Annotated in this window: 15 protein-coding genes; 13 read left to right on the forward strand and 2 right to left on the reverse strand. The window is 69.7% G+C overall.

Annotated elements, in window-relative coordinates; all coding sequences use genetic code 11:
- The first annotated feature begins 28 nt into the window (after positions 1–28).
- The 3 genes from ASD21_RS17250 to ASD21_RS17260 all read left to right on the forward strand — a co-directional run bounded on the left by ASD21_RS17250 (position 29) and on the right by ASD21_RS17260 (position 2,318).
- The gene (locus ASD21_RS17250; protein ID WP_056443986.1) at positions 29–787 is read left to right on the forward strand and encodes a helix-turn-helix transcriptional regulator; all 759 of its coding nucleotides are present in this window, start codon (positions 29–31) and stop codon (positions 785–787) included.
- A gap of 116 nt (positions 788–903) precedes the next feature.
- Positions 904–1,827 (forward strand): alpha/beta fold hydrolase, encoded by a 924-nt coding sequence (locus ASD21_RS17255; protein ID WP_056443990.1) that lies wholly within the window; start codon positions 904–906, stop codon positions 1,825–1,827.
- 8 nt (positions 1,828–1,835) lie between these two features.
- Entirely contained in the window at positions 1,836–2,318 is a 483-nt protein-coding gene (locus ASD21_RS17260; RefSeq protein ID WP_056443993.1) for a cupin domain-containing protein, read from the forward strand.
- Here the strand turns inward: ASD21_RS17260 and ASD21_RS17265 are convergent.
- A complete protein-coding gene (locus tag ASD21_RS17265) occupies positions 2,302–3,234 on the reverse strand; it encodes a LysR family transcriptional regulator (protein WP_056443994.1) in 933 nt (310 codons plus the stop codon). The two genes, ASD21_RS17260 and ASD21_RS17265, sit on opposite strands and share 17 nt — an antisense overlap.
- A gap of 101 nt (positions 3,235–3,335) precedes the next feature.
- On the opposite strand from ASD21_RS17265, the gene ASD21_RS17270 reads away from it, so the two are divergent.
- The 3 genes from ASD21_RS17270 (at position 3,336) to ASD21_RS17280 (ending at position 7,377) form a co-directional block, all read left to right on the forward strand.
- Positions 3,336–4,505 (forward strand): MFS transporter, encoded by a 1,170-nt coding sequence (locus ASD21_RS17270; RefSeq protein WP_056443998.1) that lies wholly within the window; start codon positions 3,336–3,338, stop codon positions 4,503–4,505.
- A gap of 18 nt (positions 4,506–4,523) precedes the next feature.
- On the forward strand, positions 4,524–5,558 hold the full coding sequence (locus ASD21_RS17275; RefSeq protein WP_056444001.1) for an aldo/keto reductase: 1,035 nt from the start codon (positions 4,524–4,526) through the stop codon (positions 5,556–5,558).
- 223 nt (positions 5,559–5,781) lie between these two features.
- Positions 5,782–7,377: a flavin monoamine oxidase family protein gene (locus ASD21_RS17280; RefSeq protein WP_056444004.1), complete on the forward strand. Its 1,596-nt coding sequence runs from the start codon at positions 5,782–5,784 to the stop codon at positions 7,375–7,377.
- A gap of 15 nt (positions 7,378–7,392) precedes the next feature.
- Here the strand turns inward: ASD21_RS17280 and ASD21_RS17285 are convergent, their stop codons facing one another.
- A complete protein-coding gene (locus ASD21_RS17285) occupies positions 7,393–8,616 on the reverse strand; it encodes an ROK family transcriptional regulator (protein WP_056444007.1) in 1,224 nt (407 codons plus the stop codon).
- A 183-nt stretch (positions 8,617–8,799) separates the two neighbouring features.
- Between ASD21_RS17285 and ASD21_RS17290 the strand changes: the two genes are divergently transcribed.
- From ASD21_RS17290 to ASD21_RS17320, 7 genes are all read left to right on the forward strand, one after another.
- Positions 8,800–9,738 (forward strand): ROK family protein, encoded by a 939-nt coding sequence (locus ASD21_RS17290; protein ID WP_056444010.1) that lies wholly within the window; start codon positions 8,800–8,802, stop codon positions 9,736–9,738.
- On the forward strand, positions 9,725–11,242 hold the full coding sequence (locus ASD21_RS17295) for a carboxylesterase/lipase family protein (RefSeq protein WP_056444012.1): 1,518 nt from the start codon (positions 9,725–9,727) through the stop codon (positions 11,240–11,242). The genes ASD21_RS17290 and ASD21_RS17295 overlap by 14 nt, the downstream gene beginning before the upstream one ends.
- A 59-nt stretch (positions 11,243–11,301) precedes the next feature.
- On the forward strand, positions 11,302–14,754 hold the full coding sequence (locus tag ASD21_RS17300) for a glycoside hydrolase family 2 (protein WP_056444015.1): 3,453 nt from the start codon (positions 11,302–11,304) through the stop codon (positions 14,752–14,754).
- Positions 14,754–15,500: an SGNH/GDSL hydrolase family protein gene (locus ASD21_RS17305; protein WP_056444017.1), complete on the forward strand. Its 747-nt coding sequence runs from the start codon at positions 14,754–14,756 to the stop codon at positions 15,498–15,500. Before ASD21_RS17300 ends, ASD21_RS17305 begins: the two co-directional genes overlap by 1 nt.
- A gap of 213 nt (positions 15,501–15,713) precedes the next feature.
- Positions 15,714–18,665: a TonB-dependent receptor gene (locus ASD21_RS17310; RefSeq protein ID WP_056444020.1), complete on the forward strand. Its 2,952-nt coding sequence runs from the start codon at positions 15,714–15,716 to the stop codon at positions 18,663–18,665.
- A 134-nt stretch (positions 18,666–18,799) separates the two neighbouring features.
- Positions 18,800–20,323, forward strand: a complete 1,524-nt coding sequence (locus ASD21_RS17315) for a tryptophan halogenase family protein (protein WP_056444023.1) — start codon at positions 18,800–18,802, stop codon at positions 20,321–20,323.
- A 396-nt stretch (positions 20,324–20,719) separates the two neighbouring features.
- Positions 20,720–23,215: a glycoside hydrolase family 3 protein gene (locus ASD21_RS17320; RefSeq protein WP_056444026.1), complete on the forward strand. Its 2,496-nt coding sequence runs from the start codon at positions 20,720–20,722 to the stop codon at positions 23,213–23,215.
- Positions 23,216–23,320: the final 105 nt, after the last annotated feature.

Consider the following 23,320-nt stretch of genomic DNA (forward strand, 5'->3'; position numbering starts at 1 on the left):
GCGGGTTGCGATGAGCAGGGGTGGGACGATGAGCGCCGAGCGCGCGCCCGCGGCCGCGGATCTGGAGCTGGTCGAGCGGCTGGCGCGCGAGATCGACGCGCTGGGCCGCGAGGTCGGCCTGCCGTTCATCGCCGTCAGCGCCGATATCTCAAGTCCCAGGCCCATGGTCGGCATGGACGGCCAACCCCTGGCCGAGACTCTGTTCCGCTGGATCGACCCGACGCTGGAATACTGGCGCGACCGGGCCTTCGCCCTGCGCGCGCCGTTCGTCTTCGCCACCCGCCTGACGTCCGAGCCGTTCTTCTTCCAGGACGGCCGGCTGCAGACCTGGCGGCGCACCGGCTGGACCCAGGCGATGGGGGCGATCGACCCGGGCGACATGTTCGGCGTGGCCACCGCGATCGTGGCTCCGGCCTATCAGCCGCGCGGCGTGATCGGGGCGGTCGTCTGGGCCTCGCCGGACGCGGACGTCGACGTGGCCGAGATCTTCGCGACCCGGGCCGGCGAGTTCCACCTGCTGGCCCTGCGTCTGACCGGCGCCTACCAGGAGGCGGCGCTGGGCCAGCGCAGGGATATGGCGCGCCTGACCCGGCGCGAGATCCAGTGCCTGAAATGGGCCGCGGCGGGCAAGACCGACGGCGAGATCGCGGCCATCGTCCAGATCGCCGCCCCGACCGTCCGCTTCCACATGATCAACGCCGCCGACAAGCTGGGCGTGGCCGGCCGCTCCCAGACCGTCCACCGGGCGGCGACGCTGGGCTATATCGGCGCGGTCGGCGGCGCCTAGACGCGATCACCCGCGGCGCTCCGGTCAAATGACGGAAATCGGCTAGTCGCGGCGGGATTCTCCAAGCCGAGGCGGCGTCTCGAGGTCAGGCTGACGCTCCGATCAGGAGGTTCGTCATGCACCGTCTTTTCCTTTGGGCCGTCGCGCTGCTTTCGCTGGCCGGCGCCGCCCATGCCGAAATCCCCGCCTTCCCCGCCGCGTTCAAGACCCAGGAGATCGCCGCGAACGGCACGACGATCCACGTCCGGGTCGGCGGCCAGGGCCCGGCTGTCGTGCTGCTGCACGGCTACGGCGAGACCGGCGACATGTGGGCGCCGATGGCCGCCGACCTGGCCCGCGACCACACCGTGGTGGTCCCCGACCTGCGCGGCATGGGCCTGTCGAGCAAGCCGGCGGCCGGCGGCTACGACAAGAAGAACCAGGCCAAGGACGTGGCCGGGGTTCTCGACGCCTTGAAGATCGACAAGACCGACGTGGTCGCCCACGACATCGGCAACATGGTCGCCTACGCCTTCGCGGTGCAGAACCAGAAGCGCGTGACCCGCCTGGTGCTGATCGACGCCCCCGTGCCCGGGATCGGCCCTTGGGACGAGATCCTGAAGAACCCGCTGCTGTGGCACTTCCGGTTCGGCGGGCCGGACATGGAGCGCCTGGTCGCCGGCCGCGAGCGCATCTATCTGGACCGTTTCTGGAACGAGTTCTCGGCCGATCCGAAGAAGCTCGACGAGGCGTCGCGCGAGCACTACGCCAAGCTCTACGCCCAGCCGGGGGCCATGCACGCCGGGTTCGAACAGTTCCACGCCTTCGACCAGGACGCCGTCGACAACAAGGCCTTCCTGGCCCAGTACGGCAAGCTGACCATGCCGGTGCTGGCCCTGGGCGGCGAGAAGTCGTTCGGCCTGACGATGGCGGTCGTCATGCGCGCCGCCGCCGACAACGTCACCGAGGGCGTGGTCCCCGCCTCGGGCCACTGGATCATGGAAGAGAACCCCAAGGGCACGATCGCCCTGGTGCGTCCGTTCCTGGACAAGCCCCTGTGAGGGCCCCTGTGAAAGGCGCCGTCCTCGGCTTCGTCGCGGTCCTGCTGGCGGCGTCGGGCGTCGCCGCCGCGCCCAGCGCCGAACTGCGCCTGACCCCTGCAGAGATCGCGGCCCTGGCCCAGGGCGGGGCCGGTCCGGGATCGTCCGGCGTCGCCGGAATCCAGACCTCGGTCCTGGCCGGCGATCCGACCAAGGCCGGGCCCTACACGATCCGGCTGCAGGCCCCGGCCAACACCCGCATCGCCGCCCACGGCCACCGCGACGAACGCACGGCGGTGGTGATCTCGGGGACCTGGTTCTTCGGCTATGGCGACAAGGCCGACGAGGCCAGGGTCAAGGCCCTGCCGCCGGGCAGCGTCTACACCGAGCCGGCGGGCGATCATCACTTCGCCCTGACGCGGGACGAGCCGGTGGTGGTCTACATCTTCGGCCAGGGCCCGACCGACACGGTCTATGTCGATCCGGCGGACGCGCCTAAACCCAAGCCCTAGGCTCGGGGGCGGAGCGCAGATCGACCTCCGCGACCAGGAAATCGATCAGCGCCCGCACCCGGCTAGGCAATTGGCCGCCGTGGCCGACATAGACGGCGTGCAGCTCCTCAAGGTCGCCGGGATTGTAGGCTTCCAGCACCGGAACCAGCCGCCCGGCGGCTAGGTCGCCGCCGATGTGGAAATGGGCCAGCCGGGCCAGGCCCTGGCCGACCAGGGCCAGCTGGCGCGAGGTCTCGCCGTCGCCGGACGTGGCGTCGCCGTGGATCGGCAGCCACACCCGCTCGCCGCCGTCGACGAACGGCCACTTGTCGCAATGGCGGGTGAAGTTGAAGCCGATGCAGTTGTGGGCGGCCAGGTCGCCCGGCGTCTTGGGGACGCCGTGGCGGGCCAGATAGGCGGGCGAGGCCACCACGGCCATCGGGCTCTCGCCCAGCTTGCGGGCCATCAGCTGCGAGGCCCGCATGGGCCCGGTGCGGATGGCGACGTCGGTGCGGGCGTCCATCAGGTCGACGACGGTGTCGTTCAGCACGATGTCGAGGATCACCTTCGGATAAAGCGCCGAGAACCGCGGAACCAGGGGCAACAGATGATGCAGGCCGAACGGCACGTTGGAATTGATCCGCACCCGGCCGCGCGGGCTGATGCTGGCGGCCACGGCGCTCTCGGCCTCGTCCAGATCGGCCAGCACCCGCAGGGTGCGTTCGTGGAACAGCTGGCCCTCGGCGGTCAGGGTCAGCTTGCGGGTCGAGCGGTTGATCAGCCGCGCGCCCAGCCGCGCCTCCATCCGGCTGATCAGCTTGCTGACCGCCGAGGGCGTCATCCTCAGCGCGCGCGCCGCCGGCGAGAAGCCGCCCAGCTCCACGGCCCTGGCGAACACCTCCATCTCGCCCGAGCGGTTGATCTCCAGCCTGGCCATCTTTGATTTGAACTCACAGATGTCTGTCTTTCCGACAGTCTAATTCATAGAGCGGAGAGGGACTACCTCAGCGGCTCGAAATCGCTTCGGAGCCCCTGACCGTGCCTCTCGCCCTCTACGCCCTGACCGTCGGCGCCTTCGGGATCGGCGTCACTGAATTCGTCATCATGGGCCTGCTGATGCAGGTCTCGGCCGATCTGGGGGTCACCATCCCGCGGGCCGGCCTGCTGATGACCGGCTACGCCCTGGGCGTGTTCGTCGGCGCGCCGATCCTGACGATCGCCACCCGCCGCCTGCCGCGCAAGACCACCCTGCTGGTGCTGATGGCCATCTTCACGATCGGCAATGCCGCCGCCGCCCTGGCCCCGACCTACGGCCTGCTGATGGCCGCGCGGATCGTCACCGCCCTGGCCCACGGAACCTTCTTCGGCGTCGGCTCATTGGTCGCCGTCAGCCTGGTTCCGCCGCAACGCAAGGCCTCGGCCATCGCCATCATGTTCACAGGCCTGACCCTGGCCACCCTGCTGGGCGTGCCGTTCGGCGCGTGGCTGGGCCTGGCCTTCGGCTGGCGCTCGACGTTCTGGGCCGTCGGCGCGATCGGCCTGGTCGCCTTCGCGGTGCTGGCCGCCCTGGTCCCCCGCGAAAAGCAGGCCGCCGACCTGGCCCCGCTGCGCGAGGAGTTCGCCGTCCTGGCCCGGCCGCAGGTGCAGATGGGCTTGGCCATGACCGTGCTGGGCTTCGGCGGGGTGTTCGCGGTGTTCACCTACATCCAGCCGATCCTGACCGAACTGGCCGGCTATTCGAAGGCGGCCGTCTCGCCGATCCTGCTGGTGTTCGGCGCGGGCCTGGTCGGCGGCAACCTGGTCGGCGGCCGCTGGGCCGACAAGGCCCTGGCCCCGGCCCTGCTGGGCAGCCTGGCTGTCCTGACCCTGGTGCTGGTCGCCTCGGCGTTCGGCTTCCATGACCGGATCGGGGCGGTGGTCGCCGCCTTCGGCCTGGGCGCCGCCGCCTTCGCCACCGTCGCGCCGCTGCAGATGCGGGTGCTGTCGCAGGCCGGCGGCGCGGGCCAGGGCCTGGCCTCCAGCCTGAACATCGCCGCCTTCAACCTGGGCAACGCGTTCGGCGCCTGGCTGGGCGGGGCGGTGATCGCCCACGGCCCGGGTCTGGCTTCGGTTCCCCTGATCGCCGCCGCCGTGCCTTTGTCGGCCCTTGCCCTGGCCGCCTTCAGTCTCTCTCTTGAGCGTCGCGCCCTGCGCGTCGCCGCCCTCTGACCGCAAGGACGTCGGATCATGGAATACCGCCAACTCGGAAAATCGGACCTGAAGGTTCCGGCCCTCAGCTTCGGCGCCGGCACCTTCGGCGGCCAGGGGCCGCTGTTCAGCGCCTGGGGCGACACCGACGCCGCCCAGGCCCGTCGGATCATCGAGATCTGCCTCGAAGCCGGGGTGACCCTGTTCGACACCGCCGACGTCTATTCGAACGGCGCCTCGGAAGAGATCCTCGGCGCGGCCCTCGAGGGGCTGCGTGACCAGGCCCTGATCTCGACCAAGATCGGCCTGCCGACCGGCGACGGCCCGCTTGACCGCGGGACCTCGCGTCCGCGGCTGGTTCGGGGCGTCGAGGCGGCGCTCAAGCGCCTGCGCACCGACCGCATCGACCTGCTGCAGCTGCACGCGTTCGACGCCTTCACGCCGATCGAGGAGGTGCTGTCGGCCCTGGACGACCTGGTGCGGGCCGGCAAGGTGCTGCATGTCGGCGCCTCCAACTTCTCCGGCTGGCAGCTGATGAAGTCGCTGGCGATCGCCGACCAGCACGGCTGGCCGCGCTACGTCGCCAACCAAACCTACTACTCGCTGATCGGCCGCGACTACGAGCACGAGCTGATGCCGCTCGGGATCGACCAGGGCGTCGGGGCCATGGTCTGGAGCCCGCTGGGCTGGGGCCGGCTGACTGGCAAGATCCGTCGCGGCCAGCCGCTGCCGGCGGTCAGCCGTCTGCACGAGACCGCCGACGCCGGCCCACCGGTCGACGACGAACGGCTCTATGCGGTGATCGACGCCCTGGACGAAATCGCCGCCGAAACCGGCAAGACCCTGCCGCAGATCGCCATCAACTGGCTGCTGCGCCGGCCGACGGTGTCCAGCGTGATCGTCGGGGCCCGCGACGAGGCGCAGCTGCGCCAGAACCTCGGCGCGGTCGGCTGGAGCCTGACGCCCGAGCAGGTGGCCCGCCTGGACGCCGCCAGCGCCGTGACCCCGGCCTATCCGCACTATCCCTACTGGCGCGAAGGCGGCTTCAAGATGGTCAATCCGCCGCCGGTCTGAGATTCGAGTCGTTTGTCCGTACGCGTTCCAATGCGGGCGCGAGCATGGATGGACGCGCGTCCAGCGCCGCGAAATGCGGCGCCGTCCGCAAGCTCCAGCGGCGCCGCGCGGGCAAACGCGCGGCGCCGTCGTGTTTGATTGACCCGTCGGAAGCGGCCGTCTCGCATAGCCCTCGAACCCCTGAGCCAGGGGTCCCAGGGGTCATTGTGCAAGGGGGGCAGGCATGCCGGTCAGTCGTCGTCATTTCATTCACGCCATCGGCGCGGCCGGCGGCTACGGCGCCGCCTTCACCGCCATGCAGGCCCTGGGCCTGCTGGCCCCGTCCACGGCGTTCGCCGGCGCCCCGCCGGACCTGGCCCAGGGCGGGGGCGGCAAGGGCGCCAAGGTGGTGATCCTCGGCGCCGGCGTGGCGGGCATGGCGGCGGCGTGGGAGCTGGGCAAGGCCGGCTACGACTGCACGATCCTGGAGGCCCGGGCCCGCACCGGCGGCCGGGTCTGGACGGTGCGCCGGGGCGACAGGATCGAGATGACCGACGGCTCGCGCCAGGTCTGCGACTTCGACGACGGCCAGTACATGAACGCCGGCGCCGCGCGCCTGCCCAGCCACCACCAGATCGTGCTGGGCTATTGCCGCGAGCTGGGCGTGGAGTTGGAGGTCGAGGTCAATTCCAGCCGCAGCGCCCTGCTGCTCAATCCCGAGGCCAACGGCGGCAAGCCGATCCAGATGCGCACGGCGATCAACGACACCCGCGGCCACGTCTCCGAACTGCTGGCCAAGGCGATCAACAAGGGCGCGCTCGACGCGGACCTGACCGCCGAGGACAAGGCGCGGATGGTCGCCTTCCTGAAGACCTACGGCGACCTGTCGCCGGACCTCTTCTACAAGGGCTCGCAGCGGGCCGGCCTCAAGATCGAGCCTGGCGCCGGCGACGAACGCGCCACGCCCTACGACCCGATCAGCCTGAAGGCCCTGCTCGACGAAGATCTCTGGAACGGCGTGCTGTTCGAGGAGACCATCGACATGCAGGCCACCATGTTCCAGCCCAAGGGCGGCATGGACGCCATCCCGCACGCCTTCGCCAAGGCCCTGGGCCCCAGGATCATCAAGCGCCAGTGCGAGGTCCGCCAGATCCGCAAGACGGGCAAGGGCGTGAGGATCGCCTACCACGACAAGGTCGCGAACAAGGACCTGGCGATCGAGGCCGACTACTGCATCTCGACCATCCCGCTGCCGGTGCTGGCCAGGATCGACGCCGATTTCAGCCCGGCCTACAAGGCGGCGATCGCCCGCACGCCCTATCGCGACAGCATCAAGATCGCCTGGCAGGCCCCGCGTTTCTGGGAGGGGCCCAAGTACCAGATCTATGGCGGCCTCTCGTTCGTGAAGGGACCCAGCAACATGGTCTGGTACCCCAGCTACGGCCTGCATTCGAAGACCGGGGTGATCCTGGGGGCCTATGCCGGCGGCCGGGCGGCGGACCAACTGGCCAAGATGTCCCGCGCCGACCAGATCGAGCACACCCGCAAGGTCATCGAGGCCATGCATCCCGGCTGCGGCAAGCTGTTGGAAAAGCCCCTGCAGGTGCAGTGGGCCGCCGTGCCCTACAATCTCGGCATCGGGGTGGGCTGGGCCAGCGACGACGAGCCGGACTACCGCCTGCTGGGCCAGCCTGACGGACCGATCCACTTCGCCGGCGAATATCTCAGCCATGTCGGCGCCTGGCAGGAGGGGGCGATCCGCGCCGCCCACCGCGCCATCGTCATGCTCGACGCCCAGCACCGCGAGGGTCAGGCGGTGACGGCTCAGCGGATCATCTGATCCGTGGACTGACGGCTATCTCGCGCCGGTCTTCATCAGGGCGGCGCGGGACGGCAGCACCTGGGCCATGAAGGGCAGCAAAGCCGCGCCGACCGCCGGTCCGTCGGCCGAGGTGGCGGCCCGCTCGACCCGGGCCAGGGCCGGCACGTCCTCGATCCGCGCCAGGTGGGCGTTGACCGCCGCGACCAGGCGATCCAGCAGCGCGGTGGGCAGCCGTCCGCCCACATAGATGGCTTCCGGATTGACCAGGCAGCTGATCGACACGAACGGCTCGACCAGCAGCTTGGCCGCCAGGGCGATCCAGTCCTCGACCAGGGCCTGGCCCTCGGGCGACAGGTCGCTCAACTGGTCGGGGCGGGTCAGCATGATCCCGCCGGCCTCGAGATGGGCGTAGAGCGCCGACAGCGAGACGATCTCCTGCAGCGACCGGGCCTGGGTCCTGGACGAGTTGACCGGCAGGAAGCCGATCTCGCCGCTGCGCCCCTGGGCCCCGCGGAAATAGTCGCCCTCGATCACCAGGCCGCCGCCCAGGCCCGACGAGACCAGGACGTAGAAGAAGCTCGGCCGGCGCAGGCCGTGGCCGAACTGCAGCTCGCCCAGGGCGGCGGCGGCGGCGTCGTTTTCCAGGAACACCGGCAGGGGCAGGATGTCGGCCATCAGCTTGCCGATGTCGGCCGTGCTCCAGACGTCGTAGTTCTCGGGCCGATGCGGCAAGTCCACCCGGCCCAGGTCGTCGGGCAGGGCGACGCCGATGCCCGACAGGCGCGGCGGCTCGCCCTTCCACGCGCCCAGCATCTTGCGGATCTGGACCTTGCAGAACTTGGCCACGTCGGCGGGCAGCGGGAAGTCGATCTCCTGGCTGGCGCGGGCCCGCACCGCGCCCAGCAGGTCCAGCATGACGATCGTGATGTGGTCGCGGTCGATATTGACGCCGATCGACAGGCAGCCGTCGGGATTGATGGTCAGGTTCATGGCCGGCTGGCCGCGCGCGCCCTGCACGCGGCCAGCCTCCAGGATCAGGCCGTCGTCCAGCAGGCGCTTGGTGATGTTGGCCACGGCCGGCGGCGTCAGGCCGGTGATCTGGGCCAGAATCACGCGGGTGATCGGGCCGCCCACCCGGATGGCCTGCAGGATGACCCGCTGATTGTGGTCGCCGACCCGCTCGAGATTGGCGCCCGACAGGCTGGCGCCGGCGGTGCGCTTCCGGTTCGATTTGCGCGGGACTTCCAAGGACGGCATTCGATATCCTTCGACCAGACGCCCTAGTAGCACCGTGGCGCGGGTGGTGGCGAGAGCGTCGCCGTCGTCCGCGAATTACTTAAATTGCTTTCTTTATTCCGGCTTGCTGACTATTGAGGCAGCTGGAAGCGCGCCGAAGCGCGCGCCGACAAGCAGCGAACGGGCGGCTGGAGGAAAGCGGGCTTGATGCAAGTGGGCGTGGATTTTGGCGGCACGAAGATCGAGGCCGCCGCCCTGGCGCCGGACGGACGGTTCCTGGCCCGTGTACGCGCGCCCAATCCGGGATCCTACGACGCCGCCATCGCCACGGTCCGCGACCTGATCGCCCAGGCCGAGCAGCAGGCCGGCGGCCAAAATGCGATTGGAAGGGGCTCGATCGGCGTCGGCGCGCCCGGTTCGGTGTCGCCGCGCACGGGCGTGATGCGCAACGCCAACTCCACCTGGCTGAACGGCCGCCGGTTCCGCGAGGACCTGGAAGCGGGGCTGGGCCGGCCCGTGCGGCTGGCCAACGACGCCAACTGCCTGGCCCTGTCCGAGGCGGTCGACGGCGCGGCGGCGGGGCTGGCCGGGGTCTTCGCGGTGATCATCGGCACCGGCTGCGGCGGCGGCCTGGCGATCGACGGCAAGCTGGTCGAGGGCGCCAACGGCGTGGCCGGCGAGTGGGGCCACACGCCCCTGCCCTGGCCCAGGCCGGAAGAATCGCCGGGCCCGGCCTGCTGGTGCGGCCGACATGGCTGCCTGGAGACCTGGATTTCCGGCACGGGCTTTCGCCGCGACCACGCCGAACGCACCGGCCAGGCCCTGGCCGGCGAGGCGATCATCGCCGCCGCCCGGGCCGGCGACGCCGAGGCTCAAGCCAGCTTTGACCGCTATCTCGACCGCCTGGGCCGAGGCCTGGCGGTGATCTGCGACATCGTCGACCCCGACGCCTTCGTGTTCGGCGGCGGGCTGTCGAACGTCGCCGAGCTTTACGAGCGCCTGCCGGCCTTCATCGAGCCGCACGTGTTCTCCGACGGCTGGCGGGCGCGGCTGGCCCCGGCCCAGTGGGGCGACTCCTCGGGGGTGCGCGGCGCCGCGCGCCTGTGGACCCCGGCCGAGGCCGCCGGCCATGCCGCGGCCTGACCGCCGCGCCCTCGTCCCCATGGTCCTCTGGGCCGCCTCGCTGGCCTTCGGGGCCGCGGGAGCCGCCTTCGCCGATGACGGTCCGCCCGTCACCGTCGCGGTCAGCGGCGGCGCGATCCGGGGCGAGGCGCGCGGCGTCGAGGCGGTGTTTCGCGGCGTGCCCTTCGCCGCGCCGCCGGTCGGCGAGCGGCGCTGGAAACCGCCGGGGCCGATCCAGCCCTGGACCGGAACCCGCGACGCCAGCGTCTCGGGCGCGCCCTGCCTGCAGCGGTCCTACGGCTGGAACGCCAAGGATGCCGCCGACAGCCGCGAGGACTGCCTCTATCTCGACATCCGCACCCCGGCCCTGAAGTCCGCCGCGCCCCTGCCGGTCATGGTCTGGATCCACGGCGGGGCCAACCGCGCCGGCTCGGCGCGAGGCACGGTCGAGTCGAGCCTGGTCGAGCAGGGCGTGGTGCTGGTGTCGATCCAGTATCGGCTGGGGGCCTTCGGCTTCCTGTCGCATCCCGGCCTGACCGCCGAGGGCGGCGGGGCGTCGGGCAACTACGCCCTGATGGATCAGATCGCCGCCCTGCGCTGGGTGAAGGGCAACATCGCCCGGTTCGGCGGCGACCCGGGCAATGTGACCCTCTTCGGCCACTCGGCCGGCGGCCAGGACGTGGGCCTGCTGATGCTGGCCCCGGAAGCCCGCGGCCTGTTCCACAAGGCGATTGAGCAGAGCGGCACGGCGGGCTTCGGTCTGCCGCCGCGGTCGCTGGCCCAGAACGAGAAGCTCGGCGAGGACCTGGCCCGCGCGGTCGGCGCTCCGGACCTGGCGGGACTGCGCGCCGCCTCCGGCCCGGCTTTGCTCGACGCCGCCGATCGCCTGAAGCCGCCGATCCCCGACGACGGCTTCATCTGGCTGCAGGCGGTGGTCGACGGGGCGGTGATCCGCGAGGCCCCGGTCAAGACCCTGGCCGCCGGCCGTCAGGCTCGGGTTCCTCTGATCGTCGGTAGCAGCGCCAGCGAATTGTCCCTGTACGGCGGGGCGGCCAATGCCCGCAATTGGATCACCACCAACTACGGCGGCGACGCCGGCCGCGCCCTGGCGTTCTACGAGGTCGAGGACGAGGCCCCGGTCTCCGATCGGACCGCCGGCCAGATCGCCGCCGACACCGGCTTCCGCTGCCCGGCGATCTGGGTCGCCGCGCGCCAGGTCGAGACCGGCGCGGGCGTCTGGCGCTACGAGCTCGGCGTGGCCGCGCCGGGATCGGGACCCGTGCGCCACGGGTCGGAACTGCCTTTCGTCTTCGACACGCCGCCCGCGGCATCCAGCCCGGCGACCTGGCCGCGCCTTCAAGCCTACTGGGCCAATTTCGCGCGCGCCGGCGATCCGAACGGCCCGGGACTGACGCCCTGGCCGACCGCCGACGCGACGGGGCGCGCGCTGGATTTCACCCCGTCGGGCCCTGTCCCGGCCCGAGGCGGCCACGAGGCGCTCTGCCGCCTGCTGCCGCGACCCTGACGTCGACCTGACACTGATGAAGCGGCCCGCAGAGGCCGTCCCACCGAGGAGGAAACATGATGAGCCACCAGATCCGCCGGATTTCGCGCCTGTCGCTGCTGGCCTCCTGCGCCCTGCTGGTCGCGGCCTCGGCCGGCGCCCAGACATCGTCCGTCCAAGGGCCCTACAACGCCGACCTGCCGCGCGGCGGCGACGGTCTGGCCAAGCCGCTGGCGGGAAGTCCCCTGCCGGCCCAGGGGCCCTGGTCGCTGCAGGGCTGGATTTCGCCGACGACCGTGTCGGCCGGGCGCGTGGTCGTGGCCGGGGTGGGCGACCCCGCCGGCGGCGGGCGCTTCATCGTGCTCGAGGACGGCGCGCCGGCGGTCTCGATCGGCTCGACGACCGTGAAGGGCTCGGGCGCGCTGAAGCCGGGCGCCTGGACCCACGTGGCGGCGGTGTCGGACGGGGCGAAGGTCACGCTCTATGTCGACGGAGCCAAGGTCGGGGAGGGGGCGGCGTCGCCGGTCGCCTCGGCCTCGACCGTGCAGCTGGGCCCGCGCAAGCCGGCCGGAACCGCGCCGTTCGGCGGCAGGATCGCCGGCTTCACGGCCCAGGCGGCGGCGCTGACCCCGGCCGAACTCAAGACCCTGGCGGCGGCCAAGCCCGACCCGGCCCTGACCGTGTACGAACCCGGCAGCCCGAGCTGGCCGGTGCAGGTGCGCCAGATGTACGGCCAGGTCACGCCGCAGGACGCCTGGACGCGGCCCAGGAGCAAGGCGCCGTTCTCCAAGCCGGTCGCCGTCGCCCCCTATGCCGGCCCGGCCCTGGTCGCCGCTCCCCCCACCGAAGGCGCCGACGCCTGGACCCTGAAGCGCTGGTCGCTGGTCGAGGCGCCGAAAGTCGGTGATGGCGGGACAGCGCTGTCGAGGCCCGGCTACGACGCCAAGGCCTGGTACGCGGCCACCGTGCCCGGCACGGTGCTGACCACCCTGGTCGATCGCGGCGTCTATCCCGATCCGGACTTCGGGCTGAACAACACCGCCATTCCCGAGAGCTTGAACAAGCAGGACTACTGGTATCGCGCCGAGTTCGTCGCGCCCCGAGGCGAGGATGGCGGCCAGGACGGCCGCCATCAGCAACTGGTCTTCAAGGGGATCAACTACGCCGCCGAGATCTGGCTGAACGGCGAGAAGCTCGGCGACCTGAAGGGCGCCTTCATCCGCGGTCAGTTCGATGTGACCGGCAGGCTGAAGCCCGGCGTCGCCAACGCCGTCGCGGTCAAGGTCTCGCCGCCGCCGCATCCGGGCCTGGCCCATGAGGAGTCCCTGACCGCCGGGGTCGGCGAGAACGGCGGGATGCAGGCCCTGGACGGCCCGACCTTCATCGCCAGCGAGGGCTGGGACTGGATCCCCAGCGTCCGCGACCGCAACACCGGCCTCTGGCAGGACGTGGTGCTGCGCTCGACCGGGCCGGTGCGGATCGGCGACAGCCATGTGGTCACCACCCTGCCGAAGGCCGACAACAGCGTCGCCGACGTCGAGATCACCGTGCCGGTCGAGAACCTGACGGGCGCGGCGGTCAAGACGACCGTGCGCGCCGCCTTCGACGACGTCGCCGTCGAGACGACCATCATCCTCGCCCCCGGCAAGGGCAGGGTGGTGTTCAGCCCGGCCGACTTCCCGCAGCTGTCGGTCAAGAATCCCAAGCTCTGGTGGCCCAACGGCTACGGCGCCCAGACCCTGTATGGGCTGCGCCTGTTGGCCTCGGTCGACGGCAAGCCGTCCGACCAGAAGGACAGCCGCATCGGCCTGCGCCAGATGACCTACGAGTTGTCGCTGATGGATTCCAAGGGCGAGCTGCGCCGGGTCGAGGTCGATTATTCCAAGGCCCGTCAGTTGGGCCAGGACGTCACCGACGGCAGCCACGAGGGCGTCCGCAAGGTCGCCGACGGCTGGGCCACCTCGCTGACCAAGGCGGGCGAGACCTCGCCGGCGGCGAAAGACGTGCCCGACACCGGCCTGACGCCCTATCTGGTCATCAAGGTCAACGGCGTGAAGATCGCCGCGCGCGGCGGCAACTGGGGCACGGACGACTGGCGCAAGCGCGTGTCGCGCGAGCGGCTGGAGCCCTATTTCCGCCTGCACAAGGACGCCCACCTCAACACCATCCGCAACTGGGTGGGGCAGAACACCGAGGACGTCTTCTACGATCTGGCCGACGAGTACGGCCTGCTGGTGCTGAACGACTTCTGGGCCTCGACCCAGGACTACCAGCTGGAGCCGCAGGACGTGCCGCTGTTCCTGAAGAACGCCGCCGACGTGATCAGCCGCTATCGCAACCACCCCTCGATCGCCCTGTGGTTCGGCCGCAACGAGGGCGTCCCGCAGCCGATCCTCAACGAGGGGCTGGAGGCGCTGGTCCACGACCTGGACGGCACGCGCTGGTACACCGGCAGCTCCAACCGGGTGAACCTGCAGAACAGCGGGCCCTATAACTATCGCGAGCCCGAGACCTATTTCACCGAGCACGCCAAGGGCTTCTCGGTCGAGGTGGGCACGCCGTCGTTCCCGACCCTGGAGGCGTTCGAGGCGGCCGTTCCGGCCCCCGACCGCTGGCCGATCAGCGACGTCTGGGCCTATCACGACTGGCATCCGACCGGGAACGGCGCGACCAAGACCTTCATCGACGCCATGACCGCCAAGCTGGGCGCGCCGACCAGCCTCGAGGACTTCGAGCGCAAGGCCCAGCTGATGAACTACGAGACGCATCGCGCGATCTTCGAGGGCATGAACCAGGAGCTGTGGACCAGGTCGTCGGGCCGTCTGCTGTGGATGACCCAGCCCGCCTGGCCCTCGACCATGTGGCAGATCCTCAGCCACGACTACGACACCCACGCCTCGTACTACGGGACCCAGAAGGGCTCGGAGATCGTCCACGTGCAGATGAGCCAGCCCGACCACCGGCTGGCCCTGGTCAATAACGGCCTGACGCCGATCACCGGCGCGAGCCTGCGGGCTCGTGTCGTGGGACTGGACGGCGCGGTGCTGGCCGACCGGACCTCGCGGATCGACGCGGCCGCCGACAGCACGGCGCTGGGCGAGACGCTGGACCTGTCCGGTCCGCTGACGCAGGGCGCGGTGGTGGTCCGCCTGGACCTGGCGGCCGCCGACGGCGCGCCTTTGTCGAGCAACCTCTACTGGGTGGCGCGCGACGCCGAGGGCGAGCGCAAGCTGTCGGCCATGGCGGCCCAGCCGGTGTCGATCGCGGCCGCTTCGACCGTTGCCGGCGCTGAGACGGTGGTCACGGTGGCCCTGGCCAACACCGGATCGGCCCCGGCCCTGAACAGCAAGCTGACCCTGGTCGACGCCAAGGGCGCGCGGATCCTGCCGGCCTACTACGCCGACAACTATGTCTCGCTGCTGCCCGGCGAGCGACGGACCGTCGAGATCCGCTATCCGGGCGAGGCGAGGGCCGGCGCCAAGGTCGAGCTGCGGGGCTGGAACGTGGTTCCGGCCAAGACGGAGGTGCGCTGATGCTGGATCGTCGCGCCCTGCTGGCGGCCGGGCTTGCCTCGTCGGGATGGACCGTCCCGGGCTTCGCCCTGGCCCAGACTGCCGCCCCGCCGCAATGGCCCTCGGAGGAGGAGCGGCTGCGCGCCGACTGGCCGTTCCTGCAGCGCTACGCCGCCGAGAACGCGGTCGACCGCGAGCTCCCGCCCGAACGTCGCCGGGTGGTGTTCATAGGCGACTCGATCACCCAGGGCTGGCGCGACTTCCATCCGGCGTTCTTCGCCGACAACGGCCTGCTGGGACGGGGGATCGGCGGCCAGGTGACGGCCCAGATGCTGGTGCGGTTCTGGCCCGACGTGGTCGCGCTGAAGCCGGCGGCCGTGCACATCCTGGCCGGGGTCAACGACATCGCCCAGAACGCCGGCCCCTACGACCCGGCCGCCACCCGGGCCGACCTCCAGGCCATGACCGCGCTGGCCCAGGCCAGCGGGATCGCCGTGATCCTGGCCACGATCACCCCGGTCGCCGAGTTTCCCTGGAGGCCGGGCCTGGGTCCCACCGCCAAGGTGGCGGCGCTGAACGCCTGGCTGCGGACCTGGGCGGCCGAGCGCGGCGCGGTGCTGGCCGACTACACCGGGGTGCTGGACGACGGGGCGGGCGGCATGAGGCCGGGTCTGGCCTATGACGGCGTCCATCCGACCCGCGAAGGCTATGCCGTCATGGAGCCCGTGGCCCTGGCGGCGATCGGCCTGGCCCTGGCCCGGACGTGACTTGAAAGTCGCATAACCAAAATCGTTTTCGAAATATCCTGTCCAAAGTTGACAGCGCTGTCGGTTCTCCATAGGTTGAACCTACCGGCACTCCAAAAAAAGCCGGAACTCCACGGGAGGATGCGCACGCATCCCTCAAACTTCCGCGTCTTGGCTCGTTCGGCTCCGCTGATCGAGACTGAGAACTGCTGCCGCACATCAGGGGAATGCATAATGACCACAACGTCTTATCGATCACGCACGGCTCTGCTCGGCGCCGCCTCGGCCATGGTGCTGCTGAGCGCCAGCCAGGCCATCGCCCAGGCCGCGCCGGCTCAAAACGACCAACCATCCCAGGTTGATGAAGTCGTCGTCACCGGCTTCCGCGCTTCGCTCGCCAACGCCCTCAGCCTGAAGAAGAACTCGGACCAGATCATCGAGTCGATCACCGCCGAGGACATGGGCAAGTTCCCCGACCAGAACATCGCCGAGTCGCTGCAGCGCCTGCCGGGCGTGCAGATCGACCGGGAGAACGGCCAGGGCACCAAGGTCCGCATCCGCGGCCTCGACCAGAACGTCACCCTGCTCAACAGCGACACCTTCTTGTCGGGCCTGGAAGCCTTCCGCCTGGGCGAAGGCAACGCCAAGCAGACCAACTCGCTGGAGGGCATCCCCTCCAACCTGCTGGCGGGCGTGGACGTCATCAAGTCGCCGCAGGCCGACCAGATCGAAGGCGCCCTGGGCGGCACCGTCAACCTGAAGACCCGCAACGCGCTGGACATGACCAACGACCTGACCCTGGCGCTCGACGTCGCCGGCAACCAGGGCTCGACCGACGGCAAGCTGAAGCCGAATCTCTCGGCGGTGGTCGGCTACAAGTTCACCGACAACTTCGGCCTGCTGGGCAGTTTCACCTACGACGAAAACTGGATCGACACCGAGGTGCTCAGCGGCGAGAACCGCGGCGGCTGGGCCTACCTGAACCGGCCCACCGCGACCGGCAACAACCAGGTCCAGACGGGCACGACCAACCTCTGGTCGCCGGAATATCGCTACAGCAACAACCGCCACCAGGAGCGCAAGCGCACCGCCTTCTCGCTGAACGCCGACTGGGACGTCTCGGACACGGTGACCCTGCGGGCGGACTGGTTCCACTCCGACCTGAAGATCTTCACCGGCGAGCACTCGCTGAAGTGGGCCTACGCCAACGAAAACGCGATGTACAATTCGCAGGGCCTGACCAAGAGCAGCAACGACGTCCTGCAGTCGGGCATGGTCACCGCCAACTCGTCGGAAGGCGACACCTTCGCCAAGAACGCCAAGGCCAAGACCGACAACGTGCAGTTCGCCCTCGACTGGAACGGCACGGAGCGCCTGAGCGGCAAGGTCCGCGCCGCCTGGTCCAAGACCGACTACGCCTCGACCTCGGGCCAGGTCGACACGCGCTACACCCAGTACACGGTGCGTGACGGCGGCGCGGGCTTCGCCCCGAACGCCACCGCCCCGCTGACGGCGACCTACGGCTTCACCAACGGCGACTACCCGATGTTCACGCCGGCGGCCAACCTGGCCACCGCCATGACCACGCCCAGCTCGGTGTTCTTCAAGTCGCACTGGGCGTTCGGCGACAAGTCCAAGCTGGACGACAAGGCCATCACCGGGGATCTCAGCTATCGCCCCGAGTTCGGCGAGGGCGCCAACATGGTGCTCACGGGCGGCCTGCGTTACTCGGAAAACAAGGTCACCTCGGACTATGGCCGCTACCTGGCCGACTACTCGGCCAAGGGCGAACTGCCGGCCAGCGCCCAGGGCACGACCGACCACGGCGTGTTCGTCGACTGGACCCCGCTGGGCTACTTCCAGGACGGCGCGATCGGCCTGAAGAAGTGCGACATCGCCTTCTACGGCTGCGGCCGCTTCGGCAATTCGCCCGCGGTGGTCACGCCCTACCAGACCGCCGCCTCGGCCCCCAGCCGCGCGGTCACCGACAACGTTCACGGCGTGAACGCGATCTTCCAGGACTACGGGCAGATGAAGAACCCGGTGAACTGGATCCAGGCCCTGTATCCGTCGACCAAGTTCGCCTTCTACCGCGACCCGATCGAGTCCTTCAAAATCAAGGACGCCACGACCTCGGGCTACGTGATGGCCGACCTGGGAGACGAGGGTTACCACATCAACGCCGGCGTCCGCGTGGTGCACACCAAGCTGACCATCGACTCGTCCAACACGCCGGTGACCCCGCTGTGGTGGGGCACCGACAGCTGGAACGGGATCCTGAAGAACCCGGATTCGGCCCGCACGGTGCGCGAGTACACCGACGTCCTGCCCAGCATCAACGCGGTGTTCAACGTCACCGAACAGGACAAGGTCCGGGCGACCGGCGCCCGCGTCGTCGCCGCCCAGAACCTGTTCGACCTGGGTCAGGGCGCGTCGTACAACTTCACCCGCTCGTCGACCCCGGGGCCGAACTTCGACAAGTTCCTCTACACCAACGGCAGCGGCGGCAACCCCAACCTCGACCCGTTCCGCGCGTCGCAGTTCGACCTGGCCTGGGAGCACTATTTCGGCAGCCAGGGCCTGATCTCGGCCGGCGTGTTCTACAAGACCGTCGACTCGTTCATCGTCCAGAACACCTTCCCGGTGACGGTGAAGGACCAGTCGGTGGCCGGCGCTTCGACCGGGACGTTCACCTCGGTGGTCAACGGCGAGGGCGGCGAGATCAAGGGTCTGGAGGCTCAGGCGCAGTACGCGTTCGAGAACGGCCTGGGCTTCACGGCCAACTACACCTACTCGGACTCCAAGTCGCCCTACGCCAACGACTTCTCCGACAACCTGCCGATCCCGGGCGTGTCCAAGCACGCCTTCAACGTCCAGGGCTATTTCGAGAGCGGTCCGTTCTCGACCCGCCTGTCCTATGCCTGGCGTGACAAGGCCTACCAGGGCAACTACGGCTTCGGCTCCGGCGCCGACGTCCACAACCTGGGCATCTACAACGAAGCCTACGGCCAGCTGGACGGCCAGGTGGCCTACGACATCACCCAGGATCTGAAGGTGACGCTGGAGGCTTCCAACCTGACCAAGGAAGACAACAAGGCCTACCTGCAGTTCTCCGAACTGCCCCTGCGTTTCGTGTCGGGCGACCGGCGCGTCTCGTTCGGTCTGCGCTACCGCTTCGGCCGCTAGGGCCTAGGCACGGGATGGCCATGGCTCCTGGCGAGCCATGGCCATTTTTCTTGAGCGTCGCCGTCGTCAGGCGGAGGATCGGACGCACGATCCCTGGGCGGCGAGGCGTCACCAGGCCGGGAAGGAACGGCGACATGTCGGACGGAACTTGGATCCAGAACATCGTCATCGTCGGCGGCGGAAGCGCCGGATGGATGACCGCCGCGGCCCTGGCGCGCGGTCTTGATCGCCGCTACCGGATCCAGGTGGTCGAGTCCCAGGACATCGGGGTGGTCGGCGTCGGCGAGGCGACGATCCCGCCGATCCGGCTGTTCAACGCCATGCTGGGCCTGGACGAGGCCGAGTTCATGCGCGAGACCCGGGCGACCTACAAGCTAGGCATCGAGTTCCGCGACTGGGGCGGCCTGGGCCAATCCTATTTCCACCCGTTCGGCGTCTACGGCCTCAACGCCGAGATGGGCCATTTCTTCCAGTACTGGCTGAAGCTGAACCACGAGGGGGGAAGCCTCGCCCTGGCCGACTATTCGCTGTGCGCCCAGGCGGCCAAGGCCGGCCGGTTCGACCGTCAGAGCGACGACCCGCGCGATCCGATGTCGACCTTCGGCTTCGCCTATCATTTCGACACCATTCTCTACGGCCAGTACCTGCGCCGCTTCGCCCAGGGCCTGGGCGTCGCGCGGATCGAGGGCGAGGTCGTCCAGGTCGACCAGGATTCCGAAACCGGCTTCGTCACCGCCCTGCGGCTGAAATCCGGCGCCAGCGTCGAGGGCGATCTGTTCATCGACTGTTCGGGCTTCAAGGGCCTGCTGATCGAGCAGACGCTCAAGGCCGGCTACGAGGACTGGTCGGCCTACCTGCCGATGGACCGGGCGGCCGCCGTGCCCTGCGCCCTGCGCGGCCCCCTGTCGCCGTACACCACCTCGACGGCCCGCGAGGCCGGCTGGCAATGGCGCATCCCGCTGCAGCACCGGGTCGGCAACGGCTATGTCTATTCCAGCCGCTTCATCTCGGACGAAGACGCCGTTTCGACGCTGATGGGCAATCTCGAGACCGAGCCTCTGGCCGACGCGCGCCTGCTGCGGTTCGCCACCGGCCGCCGCCGGAAGATGTGGGACAAGAACGTCGTCGCCATCGGCCTGTCCAGCGGGTTCATGGAGCCCCTGGAGTCCACCAGCATCCATCTGATCCAGGCCAGCATCAACAAGCTGCTGCAACACTTCCCCGACCGCCGGTTCTCGCCCGCCAACCGCGAGGCCTATAATCGGCGCATCGCGGTCGACATGGAGACGATCCGCGACTTCCTGATCCTGCACTACAAATCCACCACCCGCGACGACGCGGCCCTGTGGTCCTATGTGCGCCAGATGCCGATCCCGGACTCGCTGGCCGACCGGATCGAGCTGTTCCACGAGCGCGGCCAGCTGGTCATCCATCCCGACGAGATGTTCACCCCCACCTCCTGGCTGGCCGTGCTGCTGGGACAGGGTGTGCAGCCCCAGGGTTACTCGCCGCTGGTGGCGGACCAGGACAGCCGGGCGATCGCTGACGGCTTCCGGAACATGAAGGCGTTGATCGCCCGTCGGGTCGACGCCATGCCCGGCCACGCCGACTACATGAAACGCCACGGCATGTGGGCCGCGGAGGCCATGGTGGCCTGACGCCCCGCGGCGCCCGGCCTCTCCCCGACATCCACGGAGGTTCAGCAAGGTACCGCTATCAAGCCTCTGGACAGCGCTGTCAATTCATGGTGCAGTCAGGACCGTCAAGAGGGGCGCCAGCCCCCGCTTCAGGGAAGGGAACACCCACACCGCGCCCGCGCGCCCAATAGAGGCGAGCGGCGTCCACGAAATTCCTATCCGTCCCGTTCCAGCGCCGATTCGTCGGCGGGGACGACGCGCCTTCGTCAGACCCCTCCGACGGCGGCGTGACTGGATCCCCTTCATCGGGGGCTCTCCAAACTCCGGCGCGACGATGTTCTCCCCGTCGCGCCGGTTTTTTGCCGCGCAATGACCGCCCGCGCCTCAGTCGCCTGGGCCGCTTCTTGAAGGTGTTGAATGACCGTCCGCTCCCGTCGCCTTCTGATTTCGGCCCTCGTCGCCTCGACCGGCATCGCCTCGACGGGTCTGGCGGGCGCGCCGGCCTTCGCCCAATCAGACCCGGCCGCGTCGGCGCAATCGGCCATCGCCCATCCGGCCCAATGGCCCGCGGCGGCCAGCCCGGCGGCGATCACCGACGCCAAGACCGAGGCCTTCATCACCCAGCTGATGGCCAAGATGAGCGTGGAAGAGAAGGTCGGCCAGACCATCCAGGGCGACATCGCCTCGATGACCCCGGCCGATCTGGAGAAGTATCCGCTGGGCTCGATCCTGGCCGGCGGCAACTCGGCGCCGGGCGGCGACGACCGTGCTCCGCCCAAGGCCTGGATCGACCTGGTCGACGCCTACCGCAAGCAGGCCCTGGCCGCGCGGCCGGGCCACACGCCGATCCCGATCATGTTCGGCATCGACGCCGTGCACGGCCACAACAACATCGTCGGGGCGACGATCTTCCCGCACAATGTCGGTCTGGGCGCCATGCGCGACCCGGCCCTGATCCGCCGCATCGGCCAGGCCACCGCCGAAGAGGTGGCGGCGGTCGGCGGCGACTGGACCTTCGGTCCCACCGTGGCCGTGCCCCGCGACGACCGCTGGGGCCGCAGCTACGAGGGCTATGCCGAGGATCCCGAGGTCGTGAAATCCTATTCGGGACCCATGACCCTAGGCCTGCAGGGCGAGCTCAAGCCCGGCGCGAGCCTTGGCGTCGGCCATATCGCCGGCTCGGCCAAGCACTTCCTGGCCGACGGCGGCACCGAGGACGGCAAGGACCAGGGCGACGCCAGGATCTCCGAGGCCGAACTGGTCGCGATCCACGCCCAGGGCTACCCGCCCAGCATCGACGCCGGCATCCTGACGGTGATGGTCTCGTTCTCCAGCTGGAACGGCCAGAAGATGACCGGCAACAAGACCCTGCTGACCGACGTGCTGAAGGGCCGGATGGGCTTCCAGGGCTTCGTGGTCAGCGATTGGAACGCTCACGGGCAGGTCGCCGGCTGCACCAACGCCAGCTGCCCGCAGGCGATGAACGCCGGGCTCGACATGTACATGGCGCCCGACAGCTGGAAGCCGCTCTACGACAACACCCTGGCCCAGGTGAAGGCGGGCGAGATCCCGATGGCGCGGCTGGACGACGCCGTGCGGCGCATCCTGCGGGTCAAGGTCAAGGCCGGACTGTTCGAGCGCGTCGCCCCGTCCGTCCAGGGACAGCTCGAGCGGCTGGGCGCGGAGGAGCACCGCGCGATCGCCCGCGAGGCGGTGGCCAAGTCGCTGGTGCTGCTGAAGAACGACGGCGTGCTGCCGGTCAAGCCGGGCGCCAGGGTGCTGGTGGCCGGCGCGGCCGACGACATCGGCAAGGCCTCGGGCGGCTGGACCCTGACCTGGCAGGGCACCGGCAACAAGAACAGCGACTTCCCGCACGGCCAGTCGATCTGGGGCGGGATCGAGCAGGCGGTGAAGGCGGCCGGCGGCCAAGCCGAGCTGGCGCCCGGCGGCCAGTTCAAGACCAAGCCCGACGTGGCCATCGTGGTGTTCGGCGAGGACCCCTATGCCGAGTTCCAGGGCGACGTCGCCAACCTGGGCTACCAGCTGGGCGACAAGGCCGACCTGGCATTGCTCAAGCGCCTGAAGGCGCAAGGGATTCCGGTCGTGTCGGTGTTCCTGTCGGGCCGCCCCCTGTGGGTGAACCCGGAGATCAACGCCTCGGACGCCTTCGTGGCGGCCTGGCTGCCGGGCAGCGAGGGCGGCGGCGTCGCCGACGTGCTGGTGGCGGGCAAGGACGGCAAGTCCAAGCGCGACTTCCAGGGCAAGCTGGGCTTCTCCTGGCCCAAGCGCGCCGACCAGGGCCCGCTGAACCGCGGCCAGCCGGGCTATGATCCGCAATTCGCCTATGGCTATGGCCTGTCCTACGCCCACGGCGGCGAGGTCGGCGTCCTGTCGGAAGATCCGGGCAAGGCCGCCGCCGCCGGCAGCGTCGACCGCTATTTCGTGGAAGGCCGCCTGCCCGCGCCGTGGCGGATGGACTTCCTGGGGGCGGGCTCGGTCAAGTCGATCGACGCCGGGGCCCAGGAGAACGCCCGCCAGGCGGCCTGGACCGGCCAGGGCATGCTGGCCATCCACGGGCCGCCGGTCGACCTGTCGCGCCAGACCACCGGCGACATGGCGGTGATGGTCCGCTATCGGATCGACGCCGCCCCGACCGCCCCGGTGACGATGAGCATCGGCTGCAGCGACGACGCCTCGTGCGGCGGCGCGGTGGATGTCTCGAGCCTGCTGAGGGGCGCCAAGCCCGGCGAGTGGGGCAGCACCAAGATCAAGCTATCCTGCTTCCAGACGGCCGGGGCGAAGATGGACCATGTCACCGCGCCGTTCGTGGTCAGCACCAGCGGGCCGTTCTCGCTGTCGCTGACCGAGGTGCGGCTGGCCTCGAACGAGGGCGACGCGATCTGCCCGAAATAGGTCGATCAGCCCAGTGCGTGGTCCTCGTCCTTCGACAAGCTCAGGATGAGGACCATTCCGCAGGCCGAAGAGAAGAAAACCTCATCCTGAGCCTGTCGAAGGGCG

The sequence above is a fragment of the Caulobacter sp. Root1455 genome (assembly GCF_001426905.1).
Lineage (GTDB): Bacteria > Pseudomonadota > Alphaproteobacteria > Caulobacterales > Caulobacteraceae > Caulobacter.

Excerpts from the sequence above, each read along its gene's own strand:
- ASD21_RS17265 (WP_056443994.1), bottom strand. The coding sequence starts at position 3,234 with ATGGCCAGGCTGGAGATCAACCGCTCGGGCGAGATGGAGGTGTTCGCC.
- ASD21_RS17305 (WP_056444017.1), top strand. The coding sequence starts at position 14,754 with ATGCTGGATCGTCGCGCCCTGCTGGCGGCCGGGCTTGCCTCGTCGGGA.
- ASD21_RS17315 (WP_056444023.1), top strand. The coding sequence starts at position 18,800 with ATGTCGGACGGAACTTGGATCCAGAACATCGTCATCGTCGGCGGCGGA.
- ASD21_RS17300 (WP_056444015.1), top strand. The coding sequence starts at position 11,302 with ATGAGCCACCAGATCCGCCGGATTTCGCGCCTGTCGCTGCTGGCCTCC.
- ASD21_RS17295 (WP_056444012.1), top strand. The coding sequence starts at position 9,725 with ATGCCGCGGCCTGACCGCCGCGCCCTCGTCCCCATGGTCCTCTGGGCC.
- ASD21_RS17255 (WP_056443990.1), top strand. The coding sequence starts at position 904 with ATGCACCGTCTTTTCCTTTGGGCCGTCGCGCTGCTTTCGCTGGCCGGC.
- ASD21_RS17320 (WP_056444026.1), top strand. The coding sequence starts at position 20,720 with ATGACCGTCCGCTCCCGTCGCCTTCTGATTTCGGCCCTCGTCGCCTCG.
- ASD21_RS17280 (WP_056444004.1), top strand. The coding sequence starts at position 5,782 with ATGCCGGTCAGTCGTCGTCATTTCATTCACGCCATCGGCGCGGCCGGC.
- ASD21_RS17285 (WP_056444007.1), bottom strand. The coding sequence starts at position 8,616 with ATGCCGTCCTTGGAAGTCCCGCGCAAATCGAACCGGAAGCGCACCGCC.
- ASD21_RS17250 (WP_056443986.1), top strand. The coding sequence starts at position 29 with ATGAGCGCCGAGCGCGCGCCCGCGGCCGCGGATCTGGAGCTGGTCGAG.
- ASD21_RS17310 (WP_056444020.1), top strand. The coding sequence starts at position 15,714 with ATGACCACAACGTCTTATCGATCACGCACGGCTCTGCTCGGCGCCGCC.
- ASD21_RS17275 (WP_056444001.1), top strand. The coding sequence starts at position 4,524 with ATGGAATACCGCCAACTCGGAAAATCGGACCTGAAGGTTCCGGCCCTC.